Consider the following 24989-nt stretch of genomic DNA (forward strand, 5'->3'; position numbering starts at 1 on the left):
ACCACACGGCTAACGGAAATTTTCAGGTGAAGTTCTTAAAGTATTTATTGATCTTTGTTGTCTGTTGCATTTTTCTTGGAGCAGCATCGATATATGGCATGTACAAATATGTCGAGGCCGATCTGCCCGATGTCGCCACACTGAAAGATGTCAAATTACAGACACCAATGCAGGTCTACAGTGCAGATGGTGAACTGATTGCACAATTCGGTGAAAAACGCCGTATTCCGCTGACACTCAGCCAGATCCCGCCGATGGTAAGAAATGCCTTTATCGCGACGGAAGACAGCCGTTTCTATGAGCACCACGGAATCGACCCGATCGGGATTTTCCGCGCCGCATCGGTTGCCATGACCTCCGGACGGGCATCACAGGGTGCCAGTACCATCACACAGCAGCTTGCCCGTAACTTCTTCCTCAGTCCGGAAAAAACCGTTATCCGTAAAGTAAAGGAAGCGTTCCTGGCCATCCGTATTGAACAGTTACTGACCAAAGACGAGATCCTTGAGCTGTACCTGAACAAAATTTACCTCGGTCAGCGCGCTTACGGCGTAGGTGCGGCGGCGTATGTCTATTTCGGTAAGAGCCTTGATCAGCTGACACTCAGTGAGATTGCGGTGATTGCCGGTCTGCCGAAAGCACCGTCCACCTTTAACCCGCTTTACTCCAAATCCCGTGCCCTGGCCCGCCGTAATGTGGTGCTGACGCGGATGCTGGAAGAGAATTACATTACCCGCGCGCAATATGATGAAGCGCGCAGTGAACCTATCGAAGCCCGTTATCACGCTCCGGAAATTGATTTTTCCGCGCCGTATCTGGCGGAAATGGTTCGTATGGCCATGATTGAAAAGTACGGTGAAAATGCCTATACCGATGGTTATAAGGTCTACACCACCGTCAAACGCAAAGATCAGCTCAGCGCCGAAGAGGCCGTTCATAACGGTATTATCGATTATGATATGCGCCACGGTTACCGCGGGGCTCAGCAGGTATTGTGGCCGCAGAACGGTATGCCGTGGGATACCGAACAGATCCTGAGCAAACTGAAGACATTACAGGTTTACGGCCCGCTGAATCCGGGTGTGGTACTCAGTTCAGATGCCGGACGCGCGCAGGTGATGCTCAAAGACGGCTCCACCATCGACCTGACCATGGACAGCATGCGCTGGGCACGTAAATTTATCTCTGACCGCGCCATGGGCCCGGCTCCGCGGGCGGTAAACGGCGTAGTTCATGCCGGCGAGCAGATCTGGGTACGTCAGAATAAAGACCGCTGGATGCTGTCACAAATTCCTGACGTCAACTCCGCCCTGGTGGCACTCAATCCGGCAGACGGTGCGGTGATCGCGCTGGTCGGCGGGTTTGATTTTGAACTGAGCAAATTCAACCGTGTCACCCAGTCCCTGCGCCAGGTCGGTTCCAGCATCAAACCATTGCTGTACACCGCCGCGCTGGATAAAGGCCTGACACTCTCCTCCCTGCTCAATGACCTGCCGATTGTCCGTGCGGACGGCGCAGGCCCGGACTGGCGGCCGAAAAACTCACCGCCGCGTTATGACGGCCCGATCCGTCTGCGCCAGGGGCTGGGACAATCCAAAAACGTGGTCATGGTTCGTGCCATGCGGGCTATGGGCGTGAACTATGCCGCTGATTACCTGCTGCGCTTCGGCTTCCCGGACAGCAACATTGTCCGGACTGAATCCATGGCTCTCGGCTCTTCCTCCTTCACACCGATGCAGATGGTGCGGGGTTATGCGGTCATGACCAACGGCGGTTATCTGATTGATCCGTATTTTATCAGCCGGATTGACAGCGCGGACGGCAAAGCGCTGTTCACCGCAGAGCCGAAAATTGCCTGTCCGCAGTGCACCAATATCCCGGTGATTTACGGCGAGGGTTCACATGACCTGGAAAGCAGTCTGAACAAAGACGCGCTGGAAACAGATGTGGCGCAATCAGACAACCAGCCGCAGGACAATGACCAGCCGGCAGCACCGGAAGCCGATCTGGAAAAAGCACCACTGGCGGGCAGTGATTCCCCGTATGCTCCGCATGTGGTCAGCACTCAGGTCGCTTTCCTGATCAAAGACGCCATGAACTCCAATATCTACGGCGAACCGGGCTGGAGCGGAACCGGCTGGCGGGCAATGCGGGATATCAAACGCCGCGACCTCGGCGGCAAAACCGGAACCACCAACAGCTCAAAAGATGCCTGGTTTGTCGGCTACGGCCCTGACATTGTGGCGGCGGTCTGGATTGGTTTTGACGAAAACGCCCGTGATCTCGGCCGTGGTGAGGCAGGTGCGAAAAGCGCCCAGCCAATCTGGAACGACTTTATGAAAGTCGCGCTGGAGGGTGTGCCGGAGCGTAAAGATCCGCCGCCGCCGGGAATTATCTCCGTTCAGATCAACCGCAGCACCGGTAAACTGGGCTCCGGCGCCAACTCCCGTTCCGAATACTTTATTAAAGGCACCGAACCGACAGATTACGGTGTGTCAGAAGTGGGTACGACGATTATTCAGCAGGACGGCGGTTCCGAAGAGCTGTTCTGATTAAGCGGATAAAAACAGAAGGGCTGCCTGAGGGCAGCCCTTTTTTTTCAATCGCTGTTACTTAACACAAATGTATGTCTTTTTTCGATGATTAACACAAATCAATTTGTGTTAAAAATAGTTCACTGACCGGTACGCTGTAAAAATTTCTGTGCCAGGAACAGCGCGGTAATATTGCGGGCTTCGTTAAAATCCGGATGCGTCAGCAGATCCATCATCTTACTGACCGGCCAGCGCTCCTGAACCAGCGGTTCCGGCTCATCGCCCTCCAGCTTTTCAGGATACAGTCCTTCCGCCAGCAGAATATTCATCTGCCCGGAGAAATAGGACGGAGACATGGTGACGCGGCGCAGCGGCGTCAGAGTCCGGGCACCAAAGCCGATTTCTTCTTTCAGCTCGCGGTTGGCGGCAGTCAGCATATCCTCACCGGGATCGACCGCGCCTTTCGGGAAACCCAGCTCATAGCTGTCCACCCCGGCCGCGTATTCCCGGATCAGGATAAGTTCGTTATTAATGACAGGAACAATCAGGACAGATTCACGGGTTGCAGGACGCATACGCTCATAGATCCGTTCCGCACCATTACTGAATTTTAGTGCAACAGACTGGACAGTAAACAGACGGGATTGGGCAACAGTCTCGATGCGGATAATTTTCGGTTTTTGTAATTCAGCCATGTATGCCTCAGTACGTAATATAAAAACGCAGTACAACCATACAGCGTAAAACTGTACAGCATCAAACAGTACCGCTTTGCGAATAAGTAAAAACCGGGGTAAATTCCCTGGTTCACTCACTTATTGCTCTGCTTCATATTACCCGTTCCTGAGACAAAGAAAAGCGCCGGACGGGATGAATGAATAACAATAACCTACAGCATAATCAACAGGTGAATGTAAAAATAACCAGTTATAACAGACTGTTATTTAAAATAATTTTTTTTGCATAATCAGAAAAGGCCGATTTTTTAACAGCTTCTTTCACTGTTATGCTGCACAGGCAATTGCAACGGGGAAAAAATGAATATTACCCTCATTATAGCGGCCGCTCTGGTGATCGGTTGTCTTATAATGGTTTCGGTTATCAGCCGCCGGCGGAAACAGCACCGTGCGGGTTATGTCTTACCTTCACTGGCAAGTCTGACGCATCACCGGCCGGGTACCGATGAAATTCAGGCTATTGAGTACCATCTGACCCGTGCGGCCCGGCAGGCCGTCAGTGATGATCTGCATTTTACATTACCGGCTTTCCCCGGAAAAAATGATCACGTCTATCGCCTGTGTAACCGCATCAACCGTTATGCTATCCCGGAAAAAAACGGACAGCAGTGGCATTACTACATTGAGGGCAACGAAGTTTATCTGCCCGCGGTTCTGGATGAATTTATTCAGGCCACGAATGTTATTGATGTCATGTTTACCGCCCGGGTGCCGATGATTGTCGGGCTGAACGGCCATGATTTACGTGAGTTTACGGATGACTACCCGCTGACAGGACTAATGACAAAAAATAATAACGTACCGGTACAGGCCGCGATACTGACTAACAGCAATGCTGATATTGAGTTTCTCGGCACACGCAGGGAGAGCAGGCAGGAATATAACCTGCAGCACAGTCACGGATTTATCAGCGGAACGCTGATTATCTCCGGCGTGCTGACGGCGCTCACTGCTGTCTTTATGCCGCCGTTTTTATTTTACTGGATGATAGCGGCCGGCGCCGGATTGTTACTGCCCGGAATTATATTATCCCTGATCCCGATCCGTAACCGCCGCCGTCTGCGGGATATCCAGTGCTACCGGGGGATCCCGAAACGCTGGGGTCTGTTCGGCGATTTTGATCACAGCCAGAAACACAGCATTTCCCTCGGCGGTATCGACCTGATTTATCCGCGCCACTGGGAACCCTGGCTGCATCAGGATCTGGGCTCGGTTACTCAGATTGAAATGTATGAGGATCAGCAGGTTGTCCGCCAGGGGAAATACCTTTCCCTGCGTGAGGAATCCACCCTGTTTCCCTACCGCCGTTACGGAAAAAATCTGCTTATCACCCTGACCAGTGCCTTTGCCCTGCTGGTTCTGGCCTGTAATCAGCCGGTTAATCTGCCGCTCAAACTGGCCCTGAACTGGCTGACCGGCACAGATACCAAAGTCACCACAAACTTCAGTGAACTCCAGAGTATGCCGCTCTATGTGGGGGATTTTCTGGAAGCCAAAGGTGTGGGGATGTGCTATATGCCGCCGAACCTCTCCGCCCAGGACAAACCCAATTTCCGGGCGTTTGACTGCTCAGGGATTTACTGGAACAACACCTCCCCGCTCCCGGTTCCGGAATCCGAACAGGTTGATCGCGCCGCCGCACTGCTTACCGAACTGAATAACCAGCTGCATCCCGATGCCGGGTCCCGTAAAGTGAATGACAGTCTGCGCAATGTTATCACCCGCTCCGGGATGAGCCTGCTGGACGATTTCTCCTCACTGGTTCTGAAAACCCAGGCGTTATGTGAATTTGAAAACAGCGACTGCGTCCGGCTGAAAAACGCCCTCGTCAATCTGGGGAATTCTCCGAACTGGGAAAATTTATTAGCCCGCGCCAGAGCCGGTAAACTGGAGCAATCAAATGTTTTATTGCGTCCGGCAAGCGCCGAGGCCTTGGAAAAGCTGGTTATCGCCACCACATCTACTGCTATAAACAAAGAAGTGGAAAATGCGGCGATGCGGCTGAACAGTCCGCCGCCGGGTGGTGTGCTGCTGATCAGCGATGAAGGCAAATCGCTGGTGGAAAACGTCCCGGTCAATGAACAGACCGAGGAAATGACACCGCTGGCGCACTGGCAGTCCCTGCAGAAGCTCTCCAATATGCTGCTGCATACCCCGTTTGAGGTTCAGGGCATCATCACGGATGTGTCTGTGGATGCCAACGGCACCCGTCATATCCTGCTGCACTTCCAGCCGGATAATGTCATGCTGGCGCGCTTTATCGGCAGCTGTGTTTTACTGGTCGTCTTTTCCCTTCTGGCTATTATCAACGGTATATATACATTTATCCGCTGGCGTCAGCGCCGCCGCCGGATGACGGATATCCGCCGTTATTACGACAACTGTTTCCGGCACGACTACCCTTCTTCTGAGGTGCAGCCGTAACGGCTGCACTGTCTGTCACGGAGTAACCATGCAACAGGCTTTACAGGTCACAGAACCTGTCCGCCTCGATAAATGGCTCTGGGCGGCCCGGTTTTACAAAACCCGCTCCATCGCCAGAACCATGATTGACGGCGGCAAGGTTCATTATAACGGGCAGCGGACCAAGCCCGGCAAACTGGTTGAAAACGGTGCGGTTATCGTCCTGCGTCAGGGAAATGATGAACGGACAATCCGCGTGCTGGGCGTTACTGATAAACGCCTGAGCGCGCCGCTGGCGCAAAAACTCTGGGAAGAAACCCCGGAGAGCATCGAAAAACGTGAAAAAACCGCACTTGCACGTAAAATGAATGCCCTGACGATGCCGCACCCGGAACGACGTCCTGATAAAAAGGAACGACGGACATTGTTAAAATTTAAACACAGTAATTCAGATACCGCGGAATAACCGGCGGTTAAGACGAGAGAAAATTATGTCTGCACGACAAGATACATTACACCGGTTCCTGTTTAACAAAAGCGATGTCCGGGGCGAACTGGTCAATGCTTCCGGCACATTACAGCAAATCCTGGATAACCATCATTATCCGGAACCGGTCCGCCGCCTGCTCGGCGAACTGCTGGTCTGCACCAGCCTGCTGACCGCAACACTGAAGTTTGAAGGGGACATTACCGTTCAGATCCAGGGCGACGGCCCGGTCCGTCTCGCTGTTATCAACGGCAACGACCGCCAGCAGATGCGCGGGATCGCACGTATGAACGGCGATGTTCCTGCCGGTGCCGGTTTCCACGACATGATCGGTAAAGGCTTTATGGTGATCACCATTACACCGCGTCAGGGTGAACGCTATCAGGGTATCGTGGCTCTCGAGGGAGATACCCTTGAAGCATGTCTGGATGCCTATTTCCGCCAGTCTGAACAGCTGCCGACCAGCCTGTTTGTCCGCGTTGCGGAACACGACGGTAAAATGCAGGCCGCAGGGATGCTGTTACAGGCACTGCCGTCATCGGCAGAAGCCCGTACCCCGGAAGAAACACAGAATATGTTCAGTCACCTGATGCAGCTGACCGCTACCATTTCGTCTGATGAGCTCTTTACCCTGGATGCCGAAACCATCCTGTACCGCCTCTATCACGAAGAAGATGTTGTGCTGTATGAACCGGCACCGGTAGCATTTCATTGCGGTTGTTCCCGCGAACGATGCGCAGATACACTGGTAACACTGCCGGAAGACGATGTTAATCATATTTTGCAGGAAGATGGCAAAATTGATATGGAGTGTGAATATTGCGGTGCTCACCATATCTTTAGTGAACAGGATATCCGTGAAATCCGCAGTGAGAAAAACGCCTCTCTGCACTGATTCGTTTTAGCTGACGCAATACCAGGCCGCGCCGGGCTTCCCGGGTGCGGCCTTTTTGTTTATTTTTTCTTATGGTATCGAGTCAGCTCACAAAATAAAGTCAAATAAATTCCGGATTTTCATTTATTTGATAGCAATCGCTGTTAACCAGTCGTAAATAATTATGATATATGGAGATATTCCGACAACCCGGAGGCTTTGGATGAGCGTAAAAACAATGGCTGTGAATGAACTGGAGCAGTATGGTATCCGCGATGCCGCAGAAATAATCTATAACCCGAGTTATGACTTACTTTTTGATGAAGAAACCCGTCCCGGCCTGACCGGTTACGAACACGGCGTTGTCACCACCAGCGGCGCAGTCGCGGTGGACACCGGCATTTTTACCGGCCGCTCTCCGAAAGATAAATACCTGGTCAGAGATGATCTCACCCGCGATACGGTCTGGTGGGCAGATCAGGGAAAAGGTAAAAACGACAACAAACCTCTGTCACAAGAGACCTGGAACGCCCTGAAAAACCTGATCACCCGTCAGCTGTCCGGCAAGCGTTTATTTGTGGTGGATGCGTTCTGCGGCGCCAATGCCGATACCCGCCTGAAAGTCCGCTTTATTACCGAAGTTGCCTGGCAGGCACACTTTGTCAAAAACATGTTTATCCGCCCGGATGAAAATGAACTGCATAATTTTGAACCGGATTTCATTGTGATGAACGGTGCGAAATGTGTGAACCCTGACTGGCAGGCACAAGGGCTGAATTCTGAAAACTTTGTGGCATTTAACCTGAGCGAGCGTATCCAGCTTATCGGCGGTACCTGGTACGGCGGTGAGATGAAAAAAGGCATGTTCTCCATCATGAACTACCTGCTGCCGTTACAGGGCATTGCCTCAATGCACTGTTCGGCAAACGTGGGGGAAAAAGGTGATGTGGCTGTTTTCTTCGGCCTGTCCGGTACCGGTAAAACCACGCTGTCCACTGATCCGAAACGTAAACTGATCGGCGATGATGAGCACGGCTGGGATGATGACGGCGTCTTCAACTTTGAAGGCGGCTGCTACGCCAAAACGATTAATTTATCAGAGGAAGCAGAGCCGGATATCTATAACGCCATCAGCCGTGATGCGCTGCTGGAAAACGTGGTTGTCCGTCCGGACGGCAGTGTGGATTTTAACGACGGCAGTAAAACCGAAAACACCCGGGTTTCCTACCCTATCTACCATATTGAAAACATTGTTAAACCTGTATCAAAAGCAGGACACGCCAGTAATGTGATTTTCCTGACCGCCGATGCGTTCGGCGTGCTGCCGCCGGTGGCGGAACTGACACCGGAGCAGATGCAGTATCATTTCTTATCCGGCTTCACTGCCAAGCTGGCCGGTACCGAGCGCGGCGTCACAGAGCCGACCCCTACTTTCTCCGCCTGCTTCGGCGCGGCATTCCTGACATTGCACCCGACACAGTATGCAGATGTGCTGGTTAAACGGATGAAAGCGGCAGGAGCAAAAGCGTATTTAGTGAACACCGGGTGGAACGGAACCGGAAAACGCATTTCAATTAAGAATACACGTGCTATCATAGACGCCATTCTTAGTGGGGATATTGATAAAGCAGCGAAACATACGCTGCCGGTCTTTAATCTGGCCATTCCCCGCGAGCTGCCGGGTGTCGACAGTCATATACTCGACCCGCGCAACACATACGATAATGTGGCGCAGTGGCAGGAAAAAGCGGAAGATCTTGCGGGACGGTTTATAACTAACTTCGATAAATATACCGATACCCCGTCAGGTCAGGCTCTGGTCAGTGCAGGGCCTTCGCTGTAAACGGATAACAAGAAAAGTAGTGTGAGCAACACAGTAGCCCCGGGTCAGATGATCCGGGGCTTTCTGTTTTATTGTGCCGGCGGCAGGTCAAACAGCAGAATTTCACTGTCTTCCGCGGCTTTCAGGCTGATTAACGACTCATCCCATATGGCCACACCGTCACTGGTTTTTACCGTCTGACCATTCACGGTCAGTTCACCTTTCACCACCTGAAGCCAGATCATCCGTCCGCTCTGAGGCTGATAGTCACCCTCTTCACCGTCAGCCAGTGTCCAGCGCCACAGCGTCATATCCTGAAAGACTTTCAGCGAACCGTCACGGGCATCCGGGGAGAGCACCAGCTGGCGTCCGTTCGCCGCATCAAACCGGCGCTGCTCATAGCGCGGGGTCAGACCGGTTTTTTCCGGGATAATCCAGATCTGGTACAGATGCAGCGGGTTGTCATTACTCGGGTTATATTCCGAGTGACGTATCCCGGTTCCGGCGCTCATAATCTGGAACTCACCGGCAGGTACCTGTTCTTTATTCCCCATGCTGTCCTGATGCTCAACCGCACCACCCAGCACATAGGTCAGAATTTCCATATCTTTATGCGGATGGGTGCCGAACCCCTGGCCTTCCGCGATAAAGTCTTCGTTAATGACCCGCAGGGCAGAAAAGCCCATAAAATTCCGGTCGTAGTAATCGGCAAACGAAAAAGTGTGCCAACTGTCGAGCCAGCCGTGGTTGGCATGGCCGCGTTCATTTGCAGGGCGTACATAGATCATAATTTTTCTCCTCAATCTGATGAGGTTAAGTTTACGTCCTGCCGGTAATTTCACCAGTAGCCGGGTTTAACGCAAGGATTCAAAAAATTTGAATAAACATTGTGAGGAGTGTCAGGGAATGACTGGTAAGGTGGAAAAAATAAAACCATCTTCTCTCAGACCCGGGCGGCGGGATAACCGGCAAAGCGGAAAGCCGCTGACACATCCATGTCCGCGAAATCTGCTGAATCATCCGGTTTGCGGCAAGGCGGCAAGGGAAGGATTCCGGGGAGCATACACAAGTATGTGACCCGGAATCCTGAGTGCAGCTAACGCGGCCACGGGCCGGAGGATGACGCAGATTCGGATCGCGCCATCCATGGCGCTTTACGCTTTCCTTTTTTTGCCGGTTAACCCCTCATGTACTTAAACTCAGAAAAAACAGAAAATCAGGAAATCAGGAAATCAGGAAATCAGGAAATCAGGAAAATGAATCTGCTAAATCATCTGGTTTGTGGCAAGGCGGCAAGGGAAGGATTCCGGGGAGCATACATCAGTATGTGACCCGGAATACTGAGTGTAGCCAACACAGCCACAGGCCGGAGGATGACGCAGAAAAGCCAACGCACCTGCGGCGCGAATGGCCCCGGGGAAAAAGGGGAAAAAAAAAGCCAGCACTGGGCTGGCTAAATAAACACTGGAAGCAATGTGAGCAATGTCGTTCTTTCATCTGAACCCTGAAGGTGGTCATCTGAAAGTGATTTGATGATAATAGTTCTCAGTATCATTTGTAAAGCACTTTTTGCTCAATATTTCATATAATCACTGATGTTTTCTGTTAACCCACTGATACCGTGATTTATTTTAATAAAATTAAATAATTCCATAGGGTTATCATGGATTAAGCATCCGGCGAAAACGGCAGTGCTTGCGCACATGCCCACGCTGAACTCCATGCCCACTGGAAGTTATAACCACCGAGCCAGCCGGTGACATCGGTTACTTCACCGATAAAATAAAGATCGGGCACATCGCGGGCTTCCATGGTTTTGGAGGAGAGCGCCTGTGTATCCACGCCGCCGAGCGTCACTTCGGCTGTCCGGTAGCCTTCTGTACCGTTCGGCTGCACCTGCCAGTTCTGCAATTTTTCGGTGATTTCCTGCTGTGCGGCTTTGGATAACTGATTCAGGGTGATATCCGGCAGATCGCCGGTTGCCTGTAAACACTCCGCCAGCCGTTTTGGTAACAGCTTCGCCAGCGCATTACGCAGGCTCAGATTCGGGTGTTTTTCCCGCTGCACGGTGAAGAACTCCGCCAGATCAGTGCCCGGAAGTAAGTTAATACTCACATACTCCCCGGGATGCCAGTAACTGGAAATCTGAAGAATTGCAGGGCCTGACAAGCCACGATGGGTAAATAAGATATTTTCAGCGAAACGGGTGCCGTCCTGTGCGGTAACGGTAGCAGGTACTGCCACACCGGACAGTGTCTGTAAGGCTTCCAGCAGCGGTTTATGCAGCGTGAAAGGCACCAGCGCGGCGCGGGTCGGCAATACCGGCAGACCGAACTGCTCCGCGAGACGGTAACCCAGCGGAGTCGCACCCAGTCCCGGCATCGATAATCCGCCGCTGGCCACCACAAGTGAGTGAGCACTCACAACTTTTCCGTTCACCGTCACACAGAAATCGTTGCCCTGTTTCTGCACTTCCGTCACTTCACTGCGCAGGCGGATAACCACGTTTCCCTGTTCACACTCCGCCAGCAGGAGATCAACGATCTGCTGTGCGGAGTCATCACAGAAAAGCTGACCGAGCGTTTTTTCGTGATACGCAATCTGATATTTCTGCACCAGGGCAATAAAATCCCACTGTGTGTAGCGGGCAAGCGCTGACTTACAAAAATGCGGGTTTTTGCTCAGATACGCCGCCGGTTCGGTATAAAGATTGGTAAAATTACAGCGCCCGCCCCCGGACATCAGGATTTTCCGCCCGGCTTTTTTGCCGTTATCCAGCACCAGTACCCGCAGTCCGCGCTGCCCTGCCAGCGCGGCACAGAACAGCCCGGCAGCACCCGCACCTATTACAATCGCGTCAAACTTTTCCAAAATAGTGTTCTCTGTGTCTTAAAATGTGGAGAAATTCCGATAAATGTCTTAAATTTGTCATGATGATTAAATCGGGCCTGAAATTTATTATTTCCAATAAAGGAGACTAATCCGATGATATACAAGGATTAATAATTCCTTAAGCTGATTTGATAAAGGTATCAAATCAAAAAAAGGCCATATTTCACTTCCCCGTGACGCATTTGTCGCTGATAATGCGCCGCGTTCATGTCCAACAACTGGCTTAACGTCTATGCTACATCTATTTACAGGCCTGGAATTTCACACCGGCCTTTTGTTAGTACTGGCACTGATCTTTGTGCTGTTTTACGAAGCCATCAACGGCTTCCATGATACCGCAAACGCGGTAGCAACTGTTATCTATACCCGTGCAATGCGCGCGCAGCTTGCTGTCGTCATGGCGGGTGTGTTTAACTTCCTCGGGGTACTGCTCGGCGGTCTGAGCGTGGCGTATGCGATCGTGCATCTTCTGCCCACGGACTTACTGCTGAATGTCAGTTCGGCCCATGGTCTTGCCATGGTCTTTTCCCTGCTTCTCGCCGCTATCATCTGGAACCTGGGCACCTGGTACTTCGGTATCCCGGCCTCAAGTTCTCATACCCTGATCGGCGCCATTATCGGGATCGGCCTGACCAACGCGATTGTGACCAACAGTTCCGTGGTTGATGCGCTGAATATTCCGAAAATGATCAGTATTTTCCTTTCTCTGATTCTGTCACCGCTGGTCGGCCTGGTCATTGCCGGATTAATGATCTGGTTCCTGCGCCGCTACTGGAGCGGCACGAAGAAACGCCGCCGTATCCACTTAACACCGGCAGAACGTGAGAAAAAAGACGGCAAACGCAAACCGCCTTTCTGGACGCGTACCGCCCTTATCCTTTCCGCAGTCGGCGTCAGTTTCTCACACGGCGCAAACGACGGGCAGAAAGGTATCGGTCTGATTATGCTTGTTCTGATTGGTGTGGCACCTGCCGGCTTTATGGTGAATATGAATTCCAGTGATTACGAAATAGCCCGTACGCGCGATGCCGTGGTCAACCTGGAGCAGTATTACACCACCCACAGGGAAGCACTGGCGCACGCCATTGAGCTGACACCGGCACTGAACACTGAGAATACCGTTCTCAATGAACAGTTCCACTGTGACAGCTCGCGTACCGGCATCGTATTGAGACAAGCTCAGGATCTGCTCGGTAATATTCATACCTATGATGACTTATTACCGGAACAGCGCAGCCAGATGCGCCGTCTGCTGATGTGTATTTCGGATACCGCCGCAGAAGTGGCGAAATTACCGGAAACCAAACCGGAAGATGCGCGTTTCCTGAAACGCCTGTCCAATGACCTGCTGAATACTGTTGAGTATGCCCCTATCTGGATCATCATTTCTGTCGCGCTGGCACTCTCTCTGGGTACCATGTTCGGCTGGAAACGTGTTGCAGTGACTATCGGTGAAAAAATCGGTAAGAAAGGCATGACATACGCCCAGGGCGTGTCTGCACAGGTCACCGCGGCTGTCTCCATCGGTGTGGCAAGTTATACCGGGATGCCGGTGTCCACCACTCAGGTGCTCTCCTCTGCGGTGGCAGGTACGATGATTGTTGACGGTGGTGGTGTTCAGACCAAAACCATCAAAAACATCATGCTGGCCTGGATTCTGACACTGCCGGTGTCTATCGTGCTGTCCGGCGTACTTTACTGGATCTCTCTGCAAATCATCTGACCGCAGATTGCCATCCTCTGAAACTGAAAAGCCTGACACATGTGTCAGGCTTTTTTTCGTATCCGGTTATCCCTTACGGCCAGATAATCATCATCAGCAGTGAAGCAATGACAATGCCGCATATCGCACTAATCATGGTGAACTGACGACGGATTCGTTCACAGCGTAAAACCACTTCAGGATCATGATGAGTGAGATATTCCCGCTGGTTGATATAGCGGATAAGGCGCAGCTGTTTCTGCCACTGAGTGTGGTCAGTGAACGCATTATTACCGCCGACAGCATGATACAGCAGCGGGTCGCTGTCACGCAGGACAGAAAGCAATGCCCGGGTGGATGAATAAAACCGGATCATGTTAATCAGACAGAGAAAACATAACGCCCAGAACAGTGTAAGTATACTGAACATAATCCACTCCTTAGACTATCTGCGGAGAAAGGACCGGTGATATCAGTGTCTATCACATCATACTGACAGTATTTTATGTATTCAGTATGGACAATGCTGTGAAGTTCCACAAACTCTCGCATTCTTTCACGATAATCTTCTGAAAATATTCGTTTTGCCACTCTCATCCTTGTGAGAAGTGTGCAGACTGGTATATCTTATAAATCAGACATTCTCTGCTGCCTGATAAAAGCATTGAGTTGTGATCCGCATTACACTCTTTAATGATATTAAGCAGTTATAGTATTCATAAAGGATAGCGGCGCAAGCCCTGCCAACCCCTTAACCCTTTGAACGGAAGGAGTTTCTTATGGCATATAAACATATTCTGGTCGCAGTCGATCTTTCGCCTGAAAGTGAAGTGCTGGTAAGCAAAGCAGTTTCCATGGCAAAACCTTACGACGCCAAAGTTTCTCTGATCCACGTTGATGTCAATTACTCTGACTTATACACCGGACTTATCGATGTAAATCTGGGTGATATGCAGCAGCGCATTACTGAAGAAACCAGTAATTCACTGAAGAATCTGGCAAAAAATTCCGGTTACGAGATTCAGGAAATGCTCAGCGGCAGCGGTGATCTCGGCCAGGTATTAGTCGATGCCATCAGAAAATATGATATGGATCTGGTTGTCTGCGGACACCACCAGGATTTCTGGAGCAAACTGATGTCTTCCGCCCGTCAGCTGATTAACACCGTTCATGTCGATATGTTAATTGTTCCGCTGCGGGATGATGATAACGCATAATCATCTGCTGAAAAATTATTCATCTGAAATGCCTGCTTATGCAGGCATTTTTTTTGGCTGAAAATGCGGCAGCCGGATCAGTGAAAAAGGTCGTCAATGAATTTTTTTTGTTATATATGAAAAAAACAGCTTGAAAACAGGATATAAACAAGAGATAAATTCAAGTGGTAAATGCAAACACATCTCACATTATTCGAAAAATAAAACAAAAATGTTCGGGATACCTCACAAAGTAACGTAACCCGATATCATTCGTGTCACAGATATGCCGTACGCAGAAATATTCCGGAGAACCTGCCCCGGGAGACAAGTGTGGCCTGCATAACTGCTGCATGAAATGAGAAGGGCATGACAGACAGGAAATCAACATGAGTAACTTTATCTCTTTGGAATCGTTTCTGGAAAGTGTTCAGCGCCGTGACCCGTCACAGCCGGAATTCCTCCAGGCCGTGCGCGAAGTCTTCTCCACACTGTGGCCGTTTCTTGAAAAAAATCCGCAGTACCGTGATCAGAATCTGCTCGCCCGCTTTGTTGAGCCGGAGCGTGTGATTCAGTTCCGGGTGACCTGGGTTGACGATCAGGGTCAGGTGCAGGTAAACCGCGCCTGGCGTGTGCAGTTCAGCTCAGCCATCGGCCCGTTTAAGGGTGGTATGCGCTTCCATCCGTCCGTGAACCTCTCTATCCTCAAATTCCTCGGCTTTGAACAGACACTGAAAAATGCCCTGACCACACTGCCGATGGGCGGCGGGAAAGGCGGCTCTGATTTTGATCCGAAAGGTAAAAGCCAGGGTGAAGTGATGCGTTTCTGCCAGGCACTGATGACCGAGCTGTACCGTCACCTGGGTGCGGATACCGATGTTCCTGCGGGTGATATCGGCGTCGGCGGCCGTGAAGTCGGTTACATGGCGGGGATGATGAAAAAACTGTCCAACAACACCGCCTGTGTGTTTACCGGCAAAGGCCTTTCTTTCGGCGGCAGTCTGATCCGTCCGGAAGCCACCGGTTACGGGCTGGTTTACTTCACTCAGGCCATGCTGGAACGTCACGGTATGAGCTTCGACGGTATGCGTGTTGCGGTTTCCGGCTCCGGTAACGTGGCGCAGTACACCATCGAAAAATGTCTGTCGCTGGGTGCGAAAGTGATCACTGCGTCTGACTCCTCCGGTACTGTCGTCGATGAAGACGGTTTCACCGCCGAAAAACTGGCGCGTCTGACCGAAATCAAAGATCGTTACGGCCGTGTGGAAGAGTATGCAAAAGAGTTCGGACTGGTGTATCTGAAAGGTCAGACCCCGTGGGCTGTACCGGTGGATATCGCCCTGCCGTGCGCCACTCAGAATGAGCTGGATCTGGCAGATGCGGAAGTGCTGATCAAAAACGGTGTTAAAGCCGTGGCGGAAGGCGCAAACATGCCGACGACTATCCCGGCAACCGATGCCTTCCTGGCCGCAAATGTCCTGTTTGCACCGGGCAAAGCAGCGAATGCGGGCGGCGTGGCAACATCCGGCCTGGAAATGTCACAGAACTCCGTCCGTCTCGGCTGGAAACGTGACGTGGTGGATGAGCGTCTGCATCACATCATGCTGGATATCCACAATGCGTGCGTTGAGTACGGCAGTGAGGAAAAACAGACCAACTATGTGCAGGGTGCGAATATCGCCGGCTTTGTAAAAGTCGCTGATGCCATGCTGGCGCAGGGTGTGCTGTAAGTCTGTAAACTGTTACTGAACAATGTCACAGTGTCGAAGGGGGTATGACAAGCGTTACGGAAGTCTCACTTGTTGCCCCTTCGCGAAACGGGAACTGCCCTGTCCCCTTTTCAGATATTATTCAGTGTTATCCCTCTGCTTTCACGCAGGGATAGATATCAAAACGATGATTTTTTGTCTCAACTGCCGCCGCAGCTTTCTGCCCGGCTAACGGCTCCGCATAATCCGGCCGTTTCACCACCACACGACGGGTTGCCAGCGCCAGTGCAGGCGCCAGCAGAAGATCAGCATCCTCATCCGCGCCCACCAGCGACTGAAACACCCGCATTTCTTTCTTCACCAGCGCGCTTTTCTGCCGGTGCGGATACATCGGGTCGAGATAAACCACATCCGGCGGTGGTGTGATATCCGCCAGCGCATCAATCCCGGACGCATGGATAAGGATCATCCGCTCCTGCATCCATTCACCGATTTCACTGTCCCGGTAAGCCCGCTGTAAGCCATCATCCAGCAGTGCCGCAACGACCGGATGGCGTTCAATCATCCGTACCCGGCAGCCCAGCGACGCCAGAACAAACGCATCACGTCCCAGACCGGCTGTCGCGTCCACCACCGACGGAAGATAGGATTTTTTAATCCCGGCAGCCTTTGCCACCGCTTCACCGCGCCCGCCGCCGAAACGGCGCCGGTGTGCCATCGTTCCTCCGGCAAAATCCACACGGATCCCGCCGAGCTTCGGTTCATCACACTTGCGCAGCTCCAGCCCTTCCGCCGTCAGCACCAGCGCCATCAGCGCGGTATCGTCATGTTCCAGACCCCACCGCGCCGCCAATACATCAAGGGCGCAGCTGTCTGCGCCCTGTTCACACTGTAAACGAATCTTCACGTATTACCCGTTGATTCCGTAGCCTTTTAACATCGCATCCAGTTCCGGCTTACGGCCGCGGAAGCGCTCAAACAGGACCATCGGCTCTTCCGAACCACCCCGGCTGAGAATGTTATCCAGGAAAGACTGCCCGGTCACCGGGTTGAAAATACCTTCCTCACTGAAGCGGGAGAACGCATCCGCTGCCAGCACATCCGCCCACAGGTAGCTGTAGTAACCGGCTGCATAACCCCCGGCAAAGATATGACTGAAGGCATGCGGGAAGCGGTTCCACGGCGCAGCAGGCACCACAGAGACTTTCTCTTTCACGGACATCAGTGTCGGCATTACCTGCGCGCCGGTTGCCGGGTCATATTCCGCATGCAGACGGAAATCAAACAGACCGAACTCCAGCTGGCGCAAAATAAACATCGCAGACTGATAATTCTTCGCCGCCAGCATGTTATCGAGCAGTGACTGCGGCAGCGGCTCACCGGTTTCATAGTGACCGGAGATAAAGGCCAGTGCCTCCGGCTCCCAGCACCAGTTTTCCATAAACTGGCTCGGCAGTTCGACCGCATCCCACGGCACACCATTGATGCCGGAGACATCCGCCACATCAATCTGTGTCAGCATATGATGCAGACCGTGTCCGAACTCATGGAACAGTGTCAGCACTTCATCATGGGTAAACAGCGCCGGTTTGCCGCCGACCGGTTTGTTAAAGTTACAGGTCAGATACGCGACCGGTTTTTGCAGTGAATTATCTTTATGGCGCATACGGCCGATGCAGTCATCCATCCACGCCCCGCCGCGTTTGTGCTCGCGGGCATACAGATCCAGATAGAAACTGCCGCGTAATTCACCGTTCTTATCAAATAAATCAAAGAAACGAACATCCGGATGCCAGGTTTCCACCCCGAAACGCTCTTTGGCGGTGATCCCGTAGATCCGGCGGATCACTTCAAACAACCCGCTGATCGCTTTCTCTTCCGGGAAATACGGACGCAACTGCTCATCACTGACCGAGAACAGATGCTGTTTCTGTTTGTCGGCAAAATAGGCCATATCCCACGGCTCGAGTTTATCAACACCGTAATGTTCTTTGGCAAAGGCGGCCAGCTGAGCGACTTCCTGCTCACCCTGATGATGGGCGCGTTCCGCCAGATCATTCAGGAAATCCAGCACCTGCTGCGGGTTTTCCGCCATTTTGGTGGCAAGGGATTTTTCCGCGTAGTTTTTAAAGCCGAGTAACTGTGCCAGTTCATGACGAAGCGCCAGGATCTCCGCCATCACACTGCTGTTATCCCACTTGCCGCCGTTCGGCCCCAGCTCGGAAGCACGGGTACCGTAGGCTTCGCTCATCTCTTTGCGCAGTTCGCGGTTATCCGCGTAAGTCATCACCGGCAGATAGCTCGGCATATCCAGGGTAAACAGCCAGCCCTTCTCACCTTTGGACTCCGCCAGTGCCTGTGCAGCGGCAACCGCACTCTCCGGCAGACCGGCCAGCATGCTTTCATCGGTGATGAGCTTGCTCCAGCCCATAGTTGCATCCAGCACATTATTACCGAACAGCGACCCCAGCTCGGACAGACGGGCCGAAATCTCACCGTAACGCTTCTGTTTCTCCGGTGGCAGACCAATACCGGATAACTCAAAATCACGCAGGGAATTTTCCACTGACTTGCGCTGCGCCTGAGACAGTGACGCAAACGCAGGGCTGTTTTTCAGTGATTTATACGCGTTATACAACCCCTCGTGCTGACCCATCCAGGTACTGAACTCAGACAGCAGCGGCAGGCACTGCTCATAGGCTTCGCGCAGTTCAGGGCTGTTTTTGACCGAATTCAGATGACCGACCGGCGACCAGACACGGGATAATTTATCGCCGGCTTCCGCCAGCGGAACACACACATTTTCCCATGTAAAATCAGGTGCATGACTCACTACCTGCTCTACCGTCTGACGATAATTATCCAGCGTTTCTTTCACCGCAGGCACAATACATTCCGGATTGATGGCAGAAAATGCCGGTAACTGATTCTGGGTCGGGGTAAGCAAAGGGTTCATCATAAACCATCCTGTTGGCTGCTGGTGCACGTCCGCCGCGGCGCACATACACATGAAAAATGAATACTGAAACTCTCTATAAGATGGGGACACACACCGGCAAGTTCAATGATTTTTCGTGTTATTAAGCTGATTAAAAATCATTCCCGTAAAAAATCGCACGATACTGATGTACCTCAAAGGAAAAAACGAGAGAGAACTTTTGAATCCCTGCCGGAAAGCGTATACTGTGCAACCTCAAAACGGAAGATCATCGTCCCCGGTGGGGCGGCCGGACTTCAAATCCGGTTGGGGCCGCCAGCGGTCCCGGGCAGGTTCGACTCCTGTGATCTTCCGCCAATCAGGTTCAACACTCCTCTCCTGACATCAATTATCCCTTTATATTTCAATACAAAGTCATCATTATCACTCAACTAAGTTCAACTGAAGTCAATCCACATCAACCCCTATGAGGGGGTGTAAAACAGGGGTGTATTTCGGTATGGTATACCGACACCCCCAAATCATCTTTTTCTTTTGTAATACACAGTGTGCCCGGAGGTTTTGAACATGGCCCTCACTGACATAAAAATTAAGACAGCGAAACCACTGGAGAAACCTTACAAACTCTCTGATAGTGGAGGCCTTTACCTGCTTGTAAACCGTAATGGATCTAAATACTGGCGATTGAAGTACCGGTTTGCCGGTAAAGAAAAAATGCTCTCCATTGGAGTGTACCCGCAAGTCACACTTGCTGAAGCCAGAAATCACCGCGATGAAGCCAAAAAATTACTGGCACAAAACAAAGATCCGAGCGAAGAAAAACAATTAGCTAAACTGGAAAAATACTTATCTTCAGAAAGTACCTTTGAAGCCGTAGCTCGTGAGTGGCACACATCAAAAGCAGATCGCTGGTCACTACGCTATCGTGATGAAATCATCGATACCTTTGAAAAAGATATTTTCCCATACATCGGCAAGCGCCCCATAGCAGACATAAAACCTCTGGAGCTTCTGGAAACGCTGCGTAAGATGGAAAAGCGCGGTGCCTTAGAGAAGATGCGGAAGGTGCGTCAGCGCTGCGGAGAGGTCTTTCGTTACGCAATCATCACGGGCAGAGCTGAATACAACCCTGCACCAGATTTAGCTACTGCTCTAACCCCACCAAAGAAACAGCACTTCCCATTCTTAACCGCTGAAGAACTGCCGTATTTCCTGAATGACTTAGCTGGATATACAGGAAGTGTGATTACTAAAACAGCCACTAAAATTATTTTACTGACAGCTGTACGTACACAAGAGCTCCGTTTTGCCCGTTGGCAGGATATTGATTTAGAGAAAGGGATTTGGGAGATCCCTGCTGAAGTGATGAAGATGAAACGACCACATGCTGTGCCGTTATCGAAACAGGTGATCGAACTATTTAACTCACTTAAACCTCTATCAGGGCATTATGAGCTCGTGTTTATAGGCCGTAACGACCATAGAAAGCCAATCAGCAAAGAGAGCGTGAATCAGGTTATTGAGTTACTAGGGTATAAAGGAAGGCTTACAGGACATGGCTTCCGCCACACAATGAGTACAATTTTGCATGAGAGGGGATATAACTCTGCCTGGATTGAAACTCAGCTCGCGCATATCGACAAGAATGCGATCCGTGGTACGTATAATCATGCTCAGTATATGGATGGGCGAAGAGAAATGATGCAGTGGTATGCAGACTACATGGACGAGTTGGAGGACAGTTTGGATAATGTTGTTAATTTGAATTTTAAGTAATATTTAATAGCCATCTTTACGTCTGAACGTAAAGATGGCTATTGTGATGTGCTTTATTTTTTTATATTATAAAATATATAAGGTATTTAAGCAGTATGGATAAAGATCTCTGAAAGAGAATGGGACTTTTTGTTGGGATACTTACAAAATCAATACATATCCAGTGACCTCGGAGGAAGAAGCGGATTCCGTGAAGCGGCTGGAAAAGTTAAGAAATCGACAGGCAAAAGGAAAGGCTGAGTAACGTAAGTCTGGGGTGAATTGATTAAATAATGCACAGGTTAGTGAGGTGGCTGCGGAACGGTGGATACAGTCTGTTTTCCCTCAGGATTCACTGATTTACCCACAGAATTTCTGGAAAAAATGCCCTGCTCTGCTCTTCCTGTCAATGCTATACGTTTTACCGGACAGTTCGGTAAATCGGTTCTGAAATCAGTTTACCGGCTTCCGGCGTGTAATGGATACCGTCAGCAGTACGCAGAACAATCCCGTTTTATGCGATCTGTTGTTCTCGTTGTTCACTCTCTGCGAGAAAGTCTAAGTGAAGTAATTTGGCTTTAAACTGCTCGTCACCCAGTGAGATTCTCCAGCGTTTCTCCATAAACTCGAACAATGCGAGACCTCGGGAAAGAATAGTCTCAGGTAGCCATTCCTCTAACTGAGCAATTTCATTTTCGGCTGCTGAACCGTTGTAATAACCAATGCCTGAACCATTATTCTTCTTGTCATCGAATCCATCGTTTTGCAGGCTGGAGTTTTTTGCTCGGCTCAATGGTACTAAGTTGCCTAGGGAGTTAGCTAACCATGTAGTTTGCTCTTTGGTCAAATTTCCGAAGCGATCCTGCCAATATTGGTTAGAAGGTGTCTGTGGGAATATATGCTCAATGGTGATCTTATCTTTGCTTGTCGCTTTGAGATCATTCCAACCAAGTTTCATGGTTTCTTGTTTGCCACGTTTGGTTAGCCAAGCGTCATATTCAAACAAGAAGTAACGCAAGCCATCCCATTTAAAGAAACCTTGTTCTCCTAACTCATACTTTTCTGCAATGTAGCTGTAAAACCGAGCTGGGTCGTAGTAGTAATCGGCCCATTCATTGAATGTACCGATGACTGAATTGATGGTTCGATTGCCTTTCAATAACTCTCTTGCCATACCAAAAAACTCAGAATCGCCAGTATTAGAACGACGATGACATAGCGAAAATAGGGTGAAGTTATAGCGCTCCGCTGCTGAAAGTAGGTCGTTAATCTCTTCCAACGGCTGCCTGGATACAAACGCGGCGAGCAGGAGAGGTCTGAATGAACGGAAGCTTAGACGTTGCAATCTATCAAGTAGCAACTTGTTCTTATCGTCATTTGTAGTGGTTTAATAAATTTGGCCACCTGAACAGAGGTGATATGCTCACCTCAGGACAACACAGGTGCTTTAATGAAAAAACGAAATTTCAGTGCAGAATTCAGACGTGAATCCGCTCAGTTAGTGGTGGATCAGAACTATACGGTTGCAGATGCCGCAAACGCCATGAATGTCGGACTTTCCACTATGACTCGGTGGGTAAAGCGGTTACGGGATGAACGTGCCGGCAAAACACCTAAAGCCTCCCCTATCACTCCGGAGCAAATTGAGATACGTGAGCTGAAGAAAAAACTCCAACGTATTGAAATGGAAAATGAAATATTAAAAAAGGCTACCGCGCTCTTGATGTCAGATTCCCTGAACAATGCTCGATAATCGGGAAACTCAGAGCGCATTATCCTGTGGCCACGCTTTGCCACGTGTTCGGGATTCACCGCAGCAGCTATAAATACCGGAAAAACCGTCCTGACAAGCCAGATAGCAGGCGAGCCGTATTACGTAGTCAGGTTCAGGAATTGCACGGTCTCAGTCATGGCTCCGCTGGTGCAAGAAGTATCGCCACGATGGCCACACTCAGGGGCTTCCGGATGGGGCGATGGCTTGCCGGCCGTCTCATGAAGGAGCTGGGGCTGGTAAGTTGTCAGCAACCTGTTCACCGATATAAACGTGGGGGACACGAGTATATTTCTATCCCGAATCACCTCGGACGTCAGTTTGCAGTGACAGAGCCTGACCAGGTATGGTGCGGCGATGTGACGTATATCTGGACGGGTAAACGCTGGGCTTACCTTGCAGTGGTACTCGATCTGTTTGCGCGGAAACCCGTGGGGTGGGCAATGTCGTTCTCTCCGGACAGCAGGCTGACCACCAAAGCACTGGAAATGGCATGGGAAAGACGCAGTAAGCCATCCGGGGTCATGTTCCACAGTGATCAGGGTAGTCACTATACAAGCAGGCAGTTCAGGCAGTTACTGTGGCGATACCGGATCAGGCAAAGTATGAGCAGGTGCGGAAACTGCTGGGATAACAGTCCGATGGAGCGCTTCTTCAGGAGCCTGAAAAGCGAGTGGATGCCGGTGACCGGTTACACCAGCTTCAGTGAAGCTGCTCATGCAATAACGGATTATATCGTCGGGTATTATAGCGAACTCAGGCCGCACGAATATAACGGTGGATTACCACCAAGCGAATCGGAAAACCGATACCGAAAAAACTCTAAAACCGTGGCCAGTTTTAGTTGACCACTACATTCTCTGCCTATGCCCGGAATGAGTGGGCGGTGGTAATGAAAGATACTCCCCCTGCACTGGTACGTGCATTTGCTTTACGTCTGCGTGAGCTTGAGATTAAGGGGGAAGAACACCCTCACACTATTCTGATTCAGGAGCTGGGCGAGAATGTACTGACACAGAGCCAGTATTACGCATTCAACATGGAAAATGAGCCGGTGATTTCACAGATTGGCCTTCATCGCCCGGCACTCACCGGCGTAGACATGAAGCTCTTTAAAAGTCCTGCCCTCAGAATGGCGCGAGCTAAAGCGCTGGCACAGAAGAAACAACCGCAGGGGGTGAAGTCATGATGCGCTGTCCGTACTGCAAACAAGCGGCCCATGTTCGCACCAGTCGTTACCTGTCGGATAACGTCAAACAGAGCTATCTCCAGTGCGTGAATGTTTTCTGCTCCGCGACGTTTCGCACCATCGAATCTATCGATGAGGTGATACGGCCACCGGCGGAGGAAAAGCCAGAACCGGCGCAGGCAGCGCCAGTGACACAGCCCCGAATTCTGGATTGCGCTCGCTCATCGCTGCGCCACTGATTCAGGAGAAAAGAAATGATACGAGCACCACTGGAGCAGGTCTTTGAAACCTGTCAGAAGAATAAATCGGACTGGATGAGCAGCAAGTCAGCACTGGCACGGGCTGAAATGGCGCTAAAAGAACATGAACTGACCTGTACCCGTTATGAACCTGACGCTGTACAGGCGCTGCGTGATGATATTGACCTGAAAAATGGGCAGTGAACCAGTCTGCCGGTCAGTACATCCGGTCACATGAAGCCGTGCAGCGTGTCAGCATGCGTCGCCAGCTCCACGCCTTTATGCAGGTAAGTGGCGACGCGCTGGTCGCAGCGCTGGCACCGGAATTAATGCACCTCAGAGAGCAGCCTGAAATCGTCAGAGAATGGGCTCTCGACCGGGCGGCCGCCAGCGTTCGCGAAGCGCTATCGGTTTATCTGGCCAGCGGAAGAGATATTCATTATGCAGAGGATGAGCGGGATATCCTGACGTCCATCGGGTTCCGGTCTGACAGAGCGTCCAGAGAAGACCGCCGGGCAAAATATACACCTGAACAGAGTCAGATTTTCATATGCCGACAGGCCGCGCAGACTCGCAAAAAATCCGCATAAAATGCCCCGAAAATACCCGTCTTTTTAATAAAAATAGCCATGCATGCATATGCTGCATGGCTTTGCATGCAAAACCCTGAATTTTCCACACCCCGCCGCACCAACACTGGCGCGGCATGAGCCCTTCCATGCATCTGCATTAAAAGCGCCT

The 24989-nt window shown here is 51.1% G+C and carries 19 protein-coding genes, 1 tRNA gene and 1 pseudogene; 14 read left to right on the forward strand and 7 right to left on the reverse strand.

The genetic code is table 11. The annotated features are described in order from the left end of the window. Nucleotides 1–26 precede the first annotated feature (26 nt). Nucleotides 27–2552 (forward strand): peptidoglycan glycosyltransferase/peptidoglycan DD-transpeptidase MrcA, encoded by a 2526-nt coding sequence (mrcA, locus tag R5268_RS06695; protein WP_218411114.1) that lies wholly within the window; start codon nt 27–29, stop codon nt 2550–2552. 122 nt (nt 2553–2674) lie between these two features. On the opposite strand, the gene nudE is transcribed toward mrcA, so the two are convergent. After that, complete coding sequence (gene nudE, locus R5268_RS06700) at nt 2675–3229, reverse strand: ADP compounds hydrolase NudE (protein ID WP_046895329.1); 555 nt, start codon at nt 3227–3229, stop codon at nt 2675–2677. A gap of 342 nt (nt 3230–3571) precedes the next feature. Here nudE and R5268_RS06705 point away from each other — a divergent pair, with 342 nt between their 5' ends. The 4 genes from R5268_RS06705 (at nt 3572) to pckA (ending at nt 8878) form a co-directional block, all read left to right on the forward strand. Continuing rightward, nucleotides 3572–5695 (forward strand): IgaA/UmoB family intracellular growth attenuator, encoded by a 2124-nt coding sequence (locus R5268_RS06705; protein ID WP_317418971.1) that lies wholly within the window; start codon nt 3572–3574, stop codon nt 5693–5695. Nucleotides 5696–5723: 28 nt separating this feature from the next. Then, the gene (gene hslR, locus R5268_RS06710; protein ID WP_052927143.1) at nt 5724–6140 is read left to right on the forward strand and encodes a ribosome-associated heat shock protein Hsp15; all 417 of its coding nucleotides are present in this window, start codon (nt 5724–5726) and stop codon (nt 6138–6140) included. Between the two features lie 25 nt (nt 6141–6165). Then, on the forward strand, nt 6166–7056 hold the full coding sequence (gene hslO / locus R5268_RS06715) for an Hsp33 family molecular chaperone HslO (protein WP_046895326.1): 891 nt from the start codon (nt 6166–6168) through the stop codon (nt 7054–7056). A 202-nt stretch (nt 7057–7258) separates the two neighbouring features. Further along, nucleotides 7259–8878 (forward strand): phosphoenolpyruvate carboxykinase (ATP), encoded by a 1620-nt coding sequence (gene pckA / locus R5268_RS06720; RefSeq protein WP_218454848.1) that lies wholly within the window; start codon nt 7259–7261, stop codon nt 8876–8878. A gap of 68 nt (nt 8879–8946) precedes the next feature. Here pckA and R5268_RS06725 read toward each other — a convergent pair whose 3' ends face one another. Beyond that, complete coding sequence (locus tag R5268_RS06725) at nt 8947–9645, reverse strand: pirin family protein (RefSeq protein ID WP_317418969.1); 699 nt, start codon at nt 9643–9645, stop codon at nt 8947–8949. Nucleotides 9646–10525: 880 nt separating this feature from the next. After that, nucleotides 10526–11728 (reverse strand): NAD(P)/FAD-dependent oxidoreductase, encoded by a 1203-nt coding sequence (locus R5268_RS06730; protein ID WP_317418968.1) that lies wholly within the window; start codon nt 11726–11728, stop codon nt 10526–10528. Between the two features lie 253 nt (nt 11729–11981). On the opposite strand from R5268_RS06730, the gene pitA reads away from it, so the two are divergent. Next, the gene (pitA, locus tag R5268_RS06735; protein ID WP_046895323.1) at nt 11982–13472 is read left to right on the forward strand and encodes an inorganic phosphate transporter PitA; all 1491 of its coding nucleotides are present in this window, start codon (nt 11982–11984) and stop codon (nt 13470–13472) included. 73 nt (nt 13473–13545) lie between these two features. Here the strand turns inward: pitA and uspB are convergent, their stop codons facing one another. Next, nucleotides 13546–13881 (reverse strand): universal stress protein UspB, encoded by a 336-nt coding sequence (uspB, locus tag R5268_RS06740; protein WP_046895322.1) that lies wholly within the window; start codon nt 13879–13881, stop codon nt 13546–13548. A gap of 349 nt (nt 13882–14230) precedes the next feature. Here uspB and uspA point away from each other — a divergent pair, with 349 nt between their 5' ends. Together uspA and gdhA are read left to right on the forward strand one after the other, a co-directional pair. Beyond that, nucleotides 14231–14668, forward strand: a complete 438-nt coding sequence (gene uspA, locus R5268_RS06745; protein ID WP_127378677.1) for a universal stress protein UspA — start codon at nt 14231–14233, stop codon at nt 14666–14668. A 368-nt stretch (nt 14669–15036) separates the two neighbouring features. Continuing rightward, the gene (gene gdhA, locus R5268_RS06750; RefSeq protein ID WP_046895321.1) at nt 15037–16377 is read left to right on the forward strand and encodes an NADP-specific glutamate dehydrogenase; all 1341 of its coding nucleotides are present in this window, start codon (nt 15037–15039) and stop codon (nt 16375–16377) included. Nucleotides 16378–16504: 127 nt separating this feature from the next. Here the strand turns inward: gdhA and rsmJ are convergent, their stop codons facing one another. Both rsmJ and prlC read right to left on the reverse strand, forming a co-directional pair. Further along, a complete protein-coding gene (rsmJ, locus tag R5268_RS06755; protein WP_046895320.1) occupies nt 16505–17263 on the reverse strand; it encodes a 16S rRNA (guanine(1516)-N(2))-methyltransferase RsmJ in 759 nt (252 codons plus the stop codon). A 3-nt stretch (nt 17264–17266) separates the two neighbouring features. After that, nucleotides 17267–19315 (reverse strand): oligopeptidase A, encoded by a 2049-nt coding sequence (gene prlC, locus R5268_RS06760; protein WP_218454845.1) that lies wholly within the window; start codon nt 19313–19315, stop codon nt 17267–17269. A gap of 241 nt (nt 19316–19556) precedes the next feature. Between prlC and R5268_RS06765 the strand changes: the two genes are divergently transcribed. After that, nucleotides 19557–19651: transfer RNA gene (locus tag R5268_RS06765), tRNA-Sec, on the forward strand. A gap of 210 nt (nt 19652–19861) precedes the next feature. After that, the gene (locus tag R5268_RS06770; protein ID WP_262864146.1) at nt 19862–21070 is read left to right on the forward strand and encodes a tyrosine-type recombinase/integrase; all 1209 of its coding nucleotides are present in this window, start codon (nt 19862–19864) and stop codon (nt 21068–21070) included. A 493-nt stretch (nt 21071–21563) separates the two neighbouring features. Here the strand turns inward: R5268_RS06770 and R5268_RS06775 are convergent, their stop codons facing one another. Next, on the reverse strand, nt 21564–22328 hold the full coding sequence (locus R5268_RS06775; RefSeq protein WP_317418967.1) for an HNH endonuclease family protein: 765 nt from the start codon (nt 22326–22328) through the stop codon (nt 21564–21566). A 171-nt stretch (nt 22329–22499) separates the two neighbouring features. Between R5268_RS06775 and R5268_RS06780 the strand changes: the two genes are divergently transcribed. The 4 genes and pseudogenes from R5268_RS06780 to R5268_RS06795 all read left to right on the forward strand — a co-directional run bounded on the left by R5268_RS06780 (nt 22500) and on the right by R5268_RS06795 (nt 24838). Next, a protein-coding gene (locus R5268_RS06780) for an IS3 family transposase (protein ID WP_317418966.1) occupies nt 22500–23668 on the forward strand; the annotation gives its coding sequence in 2 pieces (ribosomal slippage) (nt 22500–22749 and nt 22749–23668; 1170 coding nt in all). A 44-nt stretch (nt 23669–23712) separates the two neighbouring features. Next, a complete protein-coding gene (locus R5268_RS06785) occupies nt 23713–24009 on the forward strand; it encodes a hypothetical protein (protein ID WP_317418965.1) in 297 nt (98 codons plus the stop codon). After that, nucleotides 24006–24248: an ogr/Delta-like zinc finger family protein gene (locus R5268_RS06790; protein WP_317418964.1), complete on the forward strand. Its 243-nt coding sequence runs from the start codon at nt 24006–24008 to the stop codon at nt 24246–24248. The genes R5268_RS06785 and R5268_RS06790 overlap by 4 nt, the downstream gene beginning before the upstream one ends. Before the next feature lie 15 nt (nt 24249–24263). Continuing rightward, nucleotides 24264–24838, forward strand: a pseudogene (locus R5268_RS06795) (phage polarity suppression protein). Nucleotides 24839–24989: the final 151 nt, after the last annotated feature.

The sequence above is a fragment of the Morganella sp. BCCO 40_0007 genome (assembly GCF_032989665.1).
GTDB classification, from domain to species: domain Bacteria; phylum Pseudomonadota; class Gammaproteobacteria; order Enterobacterales; family Enterobacteriaceae; genus Morganella; species Morganella sibonii.